11 protein-coding genes are annotated in these 11,020 nt (G+C 65.0%); 7 read left to right on the forward strand and 4 right to left on the reverse strand.

Going from position 1 to position 11,020, the window contains the following annotated elements; all coding sequences use genetic code 11:
• Positions 1 to 98: 98 nt before the first annotated feature.
• Entirely contained in the window at positions 99 to 1,031 is a 933-nt protein-coding gene (locus IEV83_RS12645) for a winged helix-turn-helix transcriptional regulator (RefSeq protein ID WP_181761754.1), read from the reverse strand.
• 114 nt (positions 1,032 to 1,145) lie between these two features.
• Positions 1,146 to 2,156, reverse strand: a complete 1,011-nt coding sequence (locus IEV83_RS12650) for a LacI family DNA-binding transcriptional regulator (protein ID WP_181761755.1) — start codon at positions 2,154 to 2,156, stop codon at positions 1,146 to 1,148.
• 142 nt (positions 2,157 to 2,298) lie between these two features.
• On the opposite strand from IEV83_RS12650, the gene IEV83_RS12655 reads away from it, so the two are divergent.
• From IEV83_RS12655 to IEV83_RS12670, 4 genes are all read left to right on the forward strand, one after another.
• Positions 2,299 to 3,420 (forward strand): ABC transporter ATP-binding protein, encoded by a 1,122-nt coding sequence (locus IEV83_RS12655; RefSeq protein ID WP_181761756.1) that lies wholly within the window; start codon positions 2,299 to 2,301, stop codon positions 3,418 to 3,420.
• A 67-nt stretch (positions 3,421 to 3,487) separates the two neighbouring features.
• Positions 3,488 to 4,630 carry an extracellular solute-binding protein gene (locus IEV83_RS12660; RefSeq protein ID WP_181761757.1) on the forward strand — a complete coding sequence of 381 codons (1,143 nt, stop codon included), beginning with the start codon at positions 3,488 to 3,490 and terminating at the stop codon, positions 4,628 to 4,630.
• 67 nt (positions 4,631 to 4,697) lie between these two features.
• Entirely contained in the window at positions 4,698 to 5,534 is an 837-nt protein-coding gene (locus tag IEV83_RS12665) for an ABC transporter permease (protein WP_181761758.1), read from the forward strand.
• On the forward strand, positions 5,531 to 6,334 hold the full coding sequence (locus IEV83_RS12670; protein ID WP_181761759.1) for an ABC transporter permease: 804 nt from the start codon (positions 5,531 to 5,533) through the stop codon (positions 6,332 to 6,334). Before IEV83_RS12665 ends, IEV83_RS12670 begins: the two co-directional genes overlap by 4 nt.
• 76 nt (positions 6,335 to 6,410) lie before the next feature.
• Here the strand turns inward: IEV83_RS12670 and IEV83_RS12675 are convergent, their stop codons facing one another.
• Positions 6,411 to 7,205 carry a GntR family transcriptional regulator gene (locus IEV83_RS12675; RefSeq protein ID WP_181761760.1) on the reverse strand — a complete coding sequence of 265 codons (795 nt, stop codon included), beginning with the start codon at positions 7,203 to 7,205 and terminating at the stop codon, positions 6,411 to 6,413.
• On the reverse strand, positions 7,198 to 8,346 hold the full coding sequence (locus tag IEV83_RS12680) for an alpha-D-ribose 1-methylphosphonate 5-triphosphate diphosphatase (protein ID WP_209003135.1): 1,149 nt from the start codon (positions 8,344 to 8,346) through the stop codon (positions 7,198 to 7,200). Before IEV83_RS12680 ends, IEV83_RS12675 begins: the two co-directional genes overlap by 8 nt.
• Before the next feature lie 74 nt (positions 8,347 to 8,420).
• Here IEV83_RS12680 and IEV83_RS12685 point away from each other — a divergent pair, with 74 nt between their 5' ends.
• From IEV83_RS12685 to phnE, 3 genes are all read left to right on the forward strand, one after another.
• Positions 8,421 to 9,272: a PhnD/SsuA/transferrin family substrate-binding protein gene (locus IEV83_RS12685; RefSeq protein WP_181761761.1), complete on the forward strand. Its 852-nt coding sequence runs from the start codon at positions 8,421 to 8,423 to the stop codon at positions 9,270 to 9,272.
• 118 nt (positions 9,273 to 9,390) lie between these two features.
• Positions 9,391 to 10,110 (forward strand): phosphonate ABC transporter ATP-binding protein, encoded by a 720-nt coding sequence (locus tag IEV83_RS12690; protein WP_280513998.1) that lies wholly within the window; start codon positions 9,391 to 9,393, stop codon positions 10,108 to 10,110.
• On the forward strand, positions 10,103 to 10,903 hold the full coding sequence (gene phnE, locus IEV83_RS12695) for a phosphonate ABC transporter, permease protein PhnE (protein ID WP_181761763.1): 801 nt from the start codon (positions 10,103 to 10,105) through the stop codon (positions 10,901 to 10,903). Before IEV83_RS12690 ends, phnE begins: the two co-directional genes overlap by 8 nt.
• The last annotated feature ends 117 nt before the right edge of the window (positions 10,904 to 11,020 follow it).

Here is an 11,020-nt window from a genome sequence, read left to right on the forward strand (position 1 = left end):
GGCGACGGTAGCACGTAAGTTCGGTAATGCAAGTAACTTTGTCACGTCACGCCATCACGACACAGCCAGCGCTGAAACGGAGCGGCTAAAATGCGCGCTCAGCCTGGCGTGAAATCAAAGCGCACATCGTGCGGATGAAGCGGTTTTCTACAGCAGGAACAGACCACTGCGGCATCGAGCGGATGGGCATTATCGCCGTGGAACAGAAGCAGCGGCGATCCTTCGGCGGCCGCGAAATAGCTGTCGCCCCAGCGCAGCAGCATGACCAGCACCGGGTAGTAGTCGATGGATTTGCGGGTGAGCCGGTAGCCGCCGCGACCGGATGCCTCATCGCCCTCGCGGCTGGCAACGAGCCCCTGGCTTTGCAGCCAACCCAGCCTCTCGGACAGGATGTTGGTGGCCATCCCGCTGTCGGCCCGGATCTTCTCGAAGCTGGTGATCCCGGTGAAGAGCGCCCGCAGCACGAGGCTTGCCCAGCGATCGCCGATGATCTGCGCGGCTTCGACCATCAGCACCGGACCGTCCGGGCGTGCCGCCACCGCTTCCCGGTGCTGGCGCCTTCGCGCATAGGCCTCGGGCATCAGCCCCACCCCCGGCCCTTCGCGCCAGCTCACGTCAAAGGCGCTGAACTCTTCGCCGCAGGTCAGGCACTGCGGCACCGGCTCGAACTCCCCGCCGCAGGAGACATGGGTCAGCCGCACCGCATCGCGCGCCTTGCCGGAGCCCCATTTGCGCTCCCAGCGCAGCATCATCAGCGACACCCAGTAAAGATCGAGCCCCATCTGCGAGAGCCGGTATTCATAGCGCGGCGGCCGCTGCGAATAGGGCACCTTCACCATCACGCCGGCCTCGACCAGGCGCTTGAGCCGGGCGCTGATCAGCGCCTTGCGCAGGCCGGTCATCTCCAGAAACTGGTCGAACCGCTTGGCCCCGAGCCACGAGGCCTCGATGATCATGACAATGGAGGCATCGCCGATCACCTCCAGCGCGCGCCAGATGGAGCAGGTGCGGATCTGTTTCTGCGTTGACATCGGACAGCGCTCGGGGGCCAGAGGGAAGTCAAGACCCGCTGCTAGCACAGTCCCCCAAGTCTTTGCCAGCGCGGAGCACCCGGCGCGACGGCCGTTGTGCCGCCCCTCTCCCGCTCAATGCGTTCCGCGCAGGATCAGCTCCGGTTCGATCCAGGCGACCTCATTGTCCTTGCCGGGAGCTTCAAGCCGCGCGCTCAACAGGCGCAGGATCTGCGAAACGGTCTCGTCCATGTCGTTTCGCACGGTGGTAAGGTCGAACCCCGGCCAGGCCGCCATGGAAATATCGTCGAAGCCGATGATCGACAGATCCTCAGGGATGCTGAGGCCGCCTTCCTGCCTGGCCGCCGCCATCACGCCGAGCGCCATTGCGTCATTGGCACAGAACAGCCCGTCGATCTCTGCCCCCCCGGCCAGCAGATCCCGTGCCGCCGCATAGCCGCCCTCGAAACTGTAGTCCGCATGCGCCAACACGGCCGGCGAGAGGCCTTCCTCGGCGAGCGCGGTTTCAAATCCGGTGCGCCGGTCCTGATCGGACGACAGATGGGGCACCCCGCCGAGGTAGCCCAGCTTTCGGCGCCCCCGCGCCACAAGCGCGCGCACCGCCATAGCCGCACCGCGCGCATTGTCACAACAGACACAGTCAACGCCCGGCGCGCTCATCACCCGGCCTGACAGGATCATCGGGATGTTCAGCTTGGCGCAATGCAGCGCCACGGATTCGGCGACACTGCCGCCGCGCAGAACCAGCGCGTCGAGCGGATAGCCCAGCACGCCGAGCACATCCTCCTCCCGCAGGTCCTCATGCCCGCCCAGCACCACCGGCCACTTGCCCAGGCCGCGCAGGGACTGGACCAACCGCGCCAGAATTTCCGCGTCATAGTGGTTGACCAGATCGCCGGTCACGATGGCCACAAGGTCGGAACGGCCGGCGGCTTGCAGCCCGGCGGCGAGCGCATTGGGCCGATAGCCAAGTTCCTGCGCGACCTTCAGGATCTTCTCGCGTTTGGCACGGTCGAGATAGGCGCCCGCGGTGAAGGCGCGTGACACGGCGGAACGCGAGACGCCTGCCGCTTCCGCCACCTGGGCTGCCGTGATCCGGCGGGACTGCCGGCCTGAGTTCTGCATCGCTTAAGAATCCCGCCTCCGCTGATTGCCGGCACCCTGCCGCAATTTGCAAAATTATTGGTCACGTCACAAACTTGTTACTTCACGCAGTTATGTGAACACGTGTTCATAGCATTCACCCAGATTTTGTGGAAGGCACCGAATGCCCCTGGATCAGCCCGCTCTCGCAAACGCTCCCGTCAAGCTCGGCGCAGGTATCAGCCTCAGCGACCTGCGCGTGGGCTATTCCGAGCAGGACGTTCTGTCGGGCATTAATCTGGACGTCGCCGCAGGCGAGTTTGTCGCCCTGCTCGGCGCCTCGGGCTGCGGCAAGACCACGCTGCTGCGGGCGCTCGCGGGGTTCGTTCCTGTGCGGGGCGGCGCCATGCATGTGGACGGGCACGACATGACCGGGGTCGGACCGGACAAGCGCGGCATGGCGATGATGTTTCAGTCCTACGCGCTGTGGCCGCACATGAACGTGGCGCAGAACATCGGCTACGGCCTGAAGCTCCGGCGCAAGTCGCGCGCCGAGATCGAGACGCGGGTCAAGGAAATGGCCCAACTGGTGGGGCTGCAGGATCTGCTGCATCGCCGGATCGCCGCCCTGTCCGGCGGTCAGCGCCAGCGAGTGGCACTGGCGCGCGCGCTGGCGATTGACCCGCCCGTCCTGCTGCTCGACGAACCCCTGTCGAACCTCGACGCCGGCATCCGCGCCACCATGCGCCACGAGATCCGCGACCTTCAGCAACGGCTCGGCCTGACCACCATTCTCGTCACCCATGACCGGGAAGAGGCCATGTCGATGGCCGACCGGGTGGTGATCCTGAACGCGGGCCGGATCGCCCAGGTCGGCACGCCGGAGGAGGTGTTTCACACGCCGGCCAATGCCTATGTGGCGCGGTTCATGGGCGCGGGCAACGCGCTCAACGCCACCGCCCGCCTCAACGAAGGCACCGTGGAGCTGAACCTGGACGGCGACACCTGCCAGCTTCCCCGAGCAAGCGGACCCGAGGCCGGGGTGCATTTCCCCGAGCCCCAGGACGGCCCGGTGGAAGTGATGTTTCACAGCGATGCCGTAGAGCTCGGCCCGGCGCGGAAGCCGGGCGAGAGCCTGGCCCTCAGGGGCACGGTCATCCAGCATTCCTATCTGGGATCGGTCTACCGTCACGAGGTGCGCATCGGCAGCACCCGTATTCTGGCGGACGATCCCGCGAAGGTGCCCATCGGCAGTGCGATCGATGTGAGCATACCGGCCACGGCCCTCAGTCTGTTTCCTGCATAGCCCCAGACACCCGTGACCGGAAATGGGCGGCCCCTGACCCGCCTCACCCCCTGAATGGAGAAACTCCATGGCACTCAAGATTACGAACCTTCTGGCCTCGGCGGCCATTGTCCTCGCCGGCACCAGCGCCGCGCAGGCACAGAACGTGCTGAACGTCGTCTCGGGCGGCTCGGAGAACATGGTCGACTATGTCACCGACTATCTCGGCCCCCTCTTTGAGGAACAGAACCCGGGCTGGACGGTGAAGGTCGTCGGCACCGGCGCTGGCGATGCCGGCTCGCAGACGATCATGGAAAAGCTGGTCGCCCAGTCCGGCAACGATGCCTGGGATACCGACGTGGTCGTCGTCACCCAGCTCAAGGCCGGTGAAATGGTCACCGACGGCCTGTTGCAGGCCTATGTCGGCGATATCGCCACCGGCAAGCTGGCGACCCGCGACACGGCCAAGGTCGCACTCGGCACCAATGTCGAGGGCTATGTGATGCCGATGTTCCACAGCCAGACCGCGATTGCCTACAACCCGGACGTCGTTGCCAATCCGCCCAAGAGCTTTGACGAGCTGAAGGCGTGGACGGCCGAGCATCCCGGCGCATTCGGTTACAACGGCATCAAGAACGGCATGTCCGGCGTCGCCTTCACCACCGGCTGGATGTACGCCTATGCGGGCAACGCCGACCAGCTGATGAACGGCCCCTACGATCCGGAGCTGAAGGCGAACTGGGACAAGGCCCTGGCCGATCTGAAGGCCTTCAACGAGAACGTGACCTTCACCCCTGGCAATGCCGGCACGCTCGACATGATGAACCGGGGCGAGATCGTCATGGGTCCGGTCTGGGTCGACATGTTCTACACCTGGCAGGCCGACGGCCGCCTGAACCCGAACCTCAAGCTGCTGTTGCCGGAGCCGGGCATGCCGGGCCAGCCCTACTACTACGCGATCCCGGCCAAGGCCGCCAATGCCGAAGCCGCGCGCAAGTTCATCGAGCTGGCCACCAGCCCCGAGGTGCAGGCCGAAGGCATCGTCAAGCGGTTCAACTGGTATCCGGGCATCGACGCCCAGCATGTGGAGAGCGCGCTGGACAAGGCCACCTGGGACAAGCTGTTCACCGACGTGACCCCGGCCGATCTGGCCGCCAAGGGCAAGCCGTTCCCGCTCGGCCCGTTCTTCGACGACATCCGCGAAGCCTATGAAGTGAAGGTTTCCAACTGATCGCCACACGGCATCGACGCGCGAGCCCCCGAAAGGCTCGCGCTTTTTCTCTTGCGAAGGCTCACCGATGCTCTCACGTCGCGCCTCTCTGATCCTGATCGCCCCAGCCGTCGTGCTGCTCGGCCTGCTCTTCCTCTACCCGCTCAGCTATTCGCTGATCTGGGCCTTCAGCGACGAGGAACTGGGTGGCTGGGGTCTGCAGAACTTCATCAAGGCCTGGGGCCTTTATTCCCGGGACGTTCTGTTCACTCTGATCATCGTCACCTTGTCGACCCTGATCATCGGCGCCGTGTCGGTGGCCATTGGCGGCTACCTGACCCTTGGCGAGAACCGGGTGGCTCTGGCCGTGTTGCGCACGCTCTATCGCTGGCCGCTGTTCATCCCCTTCGTGGTCTCGGCCCAGCTCATGCGCACCTTTCTGGCCAAGAACGGCATGATGAACAACATCATCACCTCCACCGGGCTGATGGACCCGCTCGCCGCCACCAGCTTTCTCGACTGGCGCGGCATCGTCATCACCTTCGTGTGGAAACAGACGCCTTTCGTGGCGCTGCTGGTCGCCGGCGCCATGGCCGCGCTTGACCGGTCGACCATTGAGGCCGCGCGCAATCTGGGGGCCCGCCGGTTGCGCATTCTCCTCGGCATCGTCGTGCCCCAGGTCGGAACCACGCTGATGGTCGGGCTGATCCTGTCCTATGTGGTGATGATGTCGGTGCTGTCCGTGCCGCTGATGATCAACGCCCAGACGCCGACCATGATCACGGTCGACATGGCCTGGCGCATCAATGCCTACAGCGACTATGGCGTGGCCAATGCGCTTGGCTTCATCACCTATGCAATGACCGCGGTGATTGCCTGGATCTATCTGCGCCAGGGCGTGCGCGAAGGGGGACGGCCGCAATGAACATCCTGCGCACCATCGTCATCGCCGTCCTTCTGGCGCTGCTCGCCTTCGCCATTTTCGGCCCGATCACCAATCTCCTGATCTGGTCGGTGGCCGAAACCTGGTACTTCCCCGCCAAGCTGCCGCAAAGCTACGGCTTCGCCTTCTGGGAGCGGGTCTTCCGCCCTCAGGGCAACGCGATGGAATCTCTCGGGAACTCGGTGCTGATCGCAGTGTTCACCGTGATCGCCTCCCTTGCCGTCGCCATTCCGGCCGGGCTTGCCCTCGGGCGCGGAAAGCTGCCGTGGCGCTCCGCCTTCCTGCTTCTGTTCCTGCTGCCTCAGGCGTTCCCCTCGCTTGCCGTGCACATGAACATCGCCCGGATCTTCTACAGCCTCGGGCTCAACGGCACCTATACCGGCGTCGTGCTGGTGCATACCATCCAGGGGCTCGTCTTCTCGGTCTGGATCGCCACTGCCGCCTTTTCGGCCGTGGACCGGGAGTTGGAGGAAGCAGCGGCCAATATGGGCGCCTCGCCCTTTACCGTGTTCCGCACCGTCACCCTGCCGCTGGCGCTGCCCGGACTGATGGCAAGCGCGATCTTCGTCTTTCTCATCTCGCTCGATGAATTCACCGGCACGTTCTTCGTCGGCGTTCCCGATGTCACCACCATGCCGCTCTTGCTGTTCACCGCGTCGATGGAGGGCAACTATCAGATCGCCTCGATCACCGCGCTCATCCTGCTGGTGCCATCGGTCGGCTTCATGCTGTTCATCGAACGCTTCCTGAAAGCCGACGTGCTGGCCAAGGTGGGGAGCTAAGAGAGCCCCCGTCCCGGGCAGCCGAACGCACATCCCCCTGTCCGCGCGGAGCGAAGCGCGGACAGGCCTACGCCGGTCAGTGCGGAACCGCGAACACCAGTTCCACGCTCGCCATGGGCCAGCAGCCCCGGTTGAACTCGATCGCCGCGCCGGACGCATCACAGTTGATCGCCGTCACATACTGCACCGGTGTCTTCGGCGAGATTTCGAGAACCTCGGCCTCGCTCCGGCTTGCAAGCCCGCCGAGAACCCGCGTTTCGGACCGGTAGAAACTGTCGATGCCGGCACTCTGAAACACATCCCGAACCGAGCCGCTCTGGCGATAGCGCGCCTCGAACTCAGGGAACCGGGCGGCCGGAAACTCCTTGCGCGACACATAGATCGGCGCACCATCCAGTTGGCGCAGCCGGTGCAGGCAGATCACCTCGTCATCCGGCGCGATGCCGAAAAGCTCTGCCGCTTCGGGACTGGGCTTCTGCCTGCCGAGCCACAAGGTCCTGGAGGTGATGTCGCCCCCATCGACCGCAAGCGACTCGGCGAACTGCATGTCATTGCGGATGAGAAACCGGCGCGGCCGCGACCGGACAAAGATGCCGACCCCCTTGCGCGCCTGCAACAGCCCCTCATTCTGGTGCAAGGCAAGCGCGCGCCGCATGGTGATGCGGCTCACGCCGAACAGATCCGCCAGATACACCTCACCCGGCAATTTCGCCCCGGGTGCCACGACCTCCCGGCGGATGACATCCGCAAGCCGGTCGTAGATCTGCAGCCAGATGGGGCGAACCGACCTTGCCTCGTAAGGCGCGGCGGCAAGCGTCGCCAGCTCGGAAAGCCCTTCCTGATCCGCACTTCCCGGGGGCACATCAGCCACGCTCGAACACCTTCCTTCCCGCGACGAACACGGCCCGAATGTCGCGCGTCGCGCGGTCCATGACAAGAAGGTCGCCGCGCAGGCCCGGGGCGATACGTCCCCGATCCGTCAACCCGGCAGCCTCGGCGGGGTTCGCGGAAACGATCGGCCACGCCTCTTCCAGCGGCAGCGCGCCATCATCCAGAAGACGGAACACCGCATGGCGCGGCGCGGGATAGTAGTAGTCGGATGCCAGCACGGAGCACTGGCCGGCCCGGACCGCCCCGCCCGCGCATAGCGCGCCATTGTGACTGCCGCCGCGCACCACATTTGGCGCCCCCATGATCACATGCTCGCCCGCTTCGCGCGCGGCCACGGCCATCTGTTCGGTCATCGGGAACTCCGAAACCGTCACGCCATGGCGCCGGCCTTCCGCCCTGCCCTCCGGGGTCACCTCGTCATGTGCCAGGAGCGGCACGTTGCGGTGGCGCGCGCCTTCGCATAGCCGCGCCATGGCCTCCGGAACCTCATCGCGGCGCGCCCAGATCTCGTCGATCAGCCGCTTTGCCTGCACCGCCGAAACACCCATGCGCGCCGCCATGCGCTCAAGCTTCGGCGCGCCCGCCTCCAGGGTGCGATTGGCGCTGGTGTGGTCGTTGATCGACAGAATGTCACCGGACCCATTGTCCAGCCAGGCAAGGACCTGATCGACATGGTCGATGGCGAAGGTTTCCCAACGGATGTTCAGACGGGTGTCGACGCCGAGACGCGGCGCAATCGCGCGATGGGCGGCGACGAGGTCGCGCGCGTGGTCAATGCTGCGCAAGCCCGGCTCCCAGGAAACCGTGAGCCCATGATAGGCCGTGGTGATCCCGTTGGCGAGAAGCTGGGCGCCCGCTTCGGCAAAGGCAACCTCGGGCGGAAACCGGACACCCGGTCGCGGCTCGAGAATGCGTTCGAACGCATCGCCGTGAAGATCGACGATGCCGGGCAAAACCCAGGCGCCGGATGCGTCGAACCGTTGCGCGCCGGCCGTGCCCTCCTCCTGAATGACGCCATCGCCCAGATGCAGCACCTGCGCTGCAAGCCCATCCTCCGTCAGCACCTCACCGCCATAGATCGCCCATTCACCCACCATTTCCGACACCGCTCCATTCGTCACGAAGATGTTATGCGGATCCTCTATGACCGCGGTGTGTGACATCCCTGTGTATACAGCAACTCGTTGGAGAAAAGATGATCCGCTCACTCGTCACCGCCGCCGCTCTGGTCCTCGCCGGGGCCGCTCAGGCAGAGCCAATCAAATTCGCCGTGACCGACATCGAAGGTCTGGAAGCACTTCAGCAGGAGTTTGCGCCCTTCGAGAAAGCTCTTGAGGAAGCGTCCGGCCAGGACATCGAGCTTCTGCCGGTCAATTCCCGCACGGCCGCGGTCGAAGCGCTAAAGCAGGGACTGGTGGACCTGGTGCTGACCGGGCCGGCCGAATACGTCGTCATCAACGGGCTGACGGACGCGAAGATCGTCACCGCCTGGCAGCGGCCGAACTACTACGCCCAGATCGTCGCCATGTCTTCGGGACCGATCAAGTCGGTTGACGATCTCAAGGGCAAGACCGTCACCTTCGGGTCGGTCGGCTCGACCTCGCAGCACCTCGGCCCGGCACAGGTTCTCGCCGATTTCGGCCTGGCCTATGGCTCCGACTACAAGCCCCAGATCATCTCGCGCAATGTGGCGACGGAAGCGCTTATTCGCGGCGATGTGCAGGCCATCGGCATGAACGAAGGGCATCTGGCGTCGATCCGCAAGGCGTTCCCCGACCAGTCCTTCACCGTTATCGCGCGCGGTCGCGATCTGCCCAACGACATTCTGGTGGCGCGCAAGGATGCCGACCCCGAAGCCATCGCCGCGATCAAGAAGGCCTTTGTCGAACAGGCCGACAAGCTGATGGCCGCGATCCTCAAGGGCGATGACAATCAGAAATACAAGGGCGGCTTCTTCCTCAACGAGGTGAACGACAGCGACTACGACTACGTCCGCTCCATGTATGCAACCATTGGCGTCGACAGCAATGCTTTCGTCGGCGAGTGAGGCCCTTCTCGACCGGCCCGCGCGGGAGCCCCAGCGGCTTCCCGCGCGGGCGCGGGCGACCGGCGCAATGGCGGCCCGGGCTGCCAGCGGAACGCCGATCATCGACGCCCAGGGCTTGATGAAGTCCTATGACAGGCAGCGAGACGTCCTCAAGGGGGTCGATCTCAGCATTGCCGCCGGCGAGCGCGTGGCCCTGATCGGCTCGAACGGCTCCGGCAAGTCCACCCTTCTCAGATGCCTGATCGGGCTGCATGGCATCTCCGGCGGCTCTCTGGCGACCATGAACCAGCCCCTTTCCGCCAGAAACCATCGGGCCGTGCAAAACAGCATTCGCCTGAAAACCGGCTTCATTTTCCAGAAGCATTGCCTGGTGCGCCGCCGGACCGTCCTGTCAAACGTCGTGCACGGGTTCTTCGGCACGCCGGGAAGTTGGCGCGCCCATTCGCACCACCTGGCTCCGACGGCCTGGCGCACGCGCGCCATGGAAGCGCTCGACGATGTGCGCCTTGCCGACCGCGCCCTCGCTCGCGCCGACACGCTCTCGGGCGGGCAACAGCAGCGCGTGGCCATTGCAAGGGCCCTGGTACGCCGCCCGCGCCTTGTGATCGCCGATGAGCCGGCGGCCAGCCTCGATCCTCTTTCGGGGAAAAACGTGATGGACCTGTTCGCGCGCCTGTGCGCCGACCATGGCATCACGCTGCTGTTCACCTCGCACGACATGGACCACGCCCTCACCTACGCCAACCGTGTGGTGGCGCTCAAGAACGGGCGGATCCTGTTCGACAAGGCGAGCGACAAGGTCTCGCAAGACGATCTGAAAGATACCTTCAATGACTGACATCAGGCGTGCGGCACCCAGCCGCCTTTCCGGCCTCACACCCACGCATTTCGTTGCCATCGTGACGTTGGGCGCCTTGATCCTGACCTCCATGGGGCAGGTTGCCCCGTCTCCGCAGCAACTCGCTACCGGCCTCCCCGGAATGGTCGATCTTGTCGGCCGGATGCTGCCGCCCAACACCGAGCCGGCCTTTCTCTGGCGTGTCGGCGTGCGCATTCTGGAAACCTTCCAGATCGCCCTCGTCGGCGCGGCCATCGGCATCATCCTCAGCCTGCCGATCGCCTGGCTCGCCGCGCGCGGCGTCTCGCCGCTGGGGCGCGGACACTATCTCTTCAAGGCGTTCGTCTCGTTTCTGCGGACCGTGCCCGACCTGGTCTGGGCGCTTCTGTTCGTCGCCACCGTGGGCCTTGGCGCTGTCGCCGGCACCATGACCATCATGGTCGACACCATCGGCTTTTGCGGCCGGTTCTTCGCCGAAGCGATGGAAGATGCCGAAAAGGATCCGCAGGACGCCCTGACGGCCATCGGCGCCCGGCGCAGTTCCATTCTCGCTGGCGCCGTGTTGCCCGACATCGCCCCGTCGCTGACCAACTCATCGCTGTTCGCGCTCGAAAAAGCCGTGCGGTCCTCGGTCGTCCTCGGGCTCGTGGGTGCTGGCGGCATCGGCCAGGAGCTGAAGGTCGCGTTCGACCTCTTTCAGTATCGCAATGCGTCGACGATCATTCTCGTGATCTTCGTCATCGTGCTGGCCATGGAATTGATCACCGACAAGCTCCGCGCCCGCATCCAGTAGTGGCGTCCTCGGGAGCCTCACCGGACCGGCCATCGTTGGAGAACGGCAGGGTACACTGTGACCTGCTCCCCTGAATGTACCCGTTCATAGGCTAGCGCCGTTCACGTTGTGGTCCAT

This window comes from Stappia taiwanensis (assembly GCF_014635285.1).
In the GTDB taxonomy this organism is placed as follows: domain Bacteria; phylum Pseudomonadota; class Alphaproteobacteria; order Rhizobiales; family Stappiaceae; genus Stappia; species Stappia taiwanensis.

Bases quoted from the DNA above. Each gene is read 5' to 3' on its own strand.
- IEV83_RS12645 (WP_181761754.1), bottom strand. From the start codon at position 1,031: ATGTCAACGCAGAAACAGATCCGCACCTGCTCCATCTGGCGCGCGCTG.
- IEV83_RS12650 (WP_181761755.1), bottom strand. From the start codon at position 2,156: ATGCAGAACTCAGGCCGGCAGTCCCGCCGGATCACGGCAGCCCAGGTG.
- IEV83_RS12655 (WP_181761756.1), top strand. From the start codon at position 2,299: ATGCCCCTGGATCAGCCCGCTCTCGCAAACGCTCCCGTCAAGCTCGGC.
- IEV83_RS12660 (WP_181761757.1), top strand. From the start codon at position 3,488: ATGGCACTCAAGATTACGAACCTTCTGGCCTCGGCGGCCATTGTCCTC.
- IEV83_RS12665 (WP_181761758.1), top strand. From the start codon at position 4,698: ATGCTCTCACGTCGCGCCTCTCTGATCCTGATCGCCCCAGCCGTCGTG.
- IEV83_RS12670 (WP_181761759.1), top strand. From the start codon at position 5,531: ATGAACATCCTGCGCACCATCGTCATCGCCGTCCTTCTGGCGCTGCTC.
- IEV83_RS12685 (WP_181761761.1), top strand. From the start codon at position 8,421: ATGATCCGCTCACTCGTCACCGCCGCCGCTCTGGTCCTCGCCGGGGCC.
- IEV83_RS12690 (WP_280513998.1), top strand. From the start codon at position 9,391: ATGAAGTCCTATGACAGGCAGCGAGACGTCCTCAAGGGGGTCGATCTC.
- phnE (WP_181761763.1), top strand. From the start codon at position 10,103: ATGACTGACATCAGGCGTGCGGCACCCAGCCGCCTTTCCGGCCTCACA.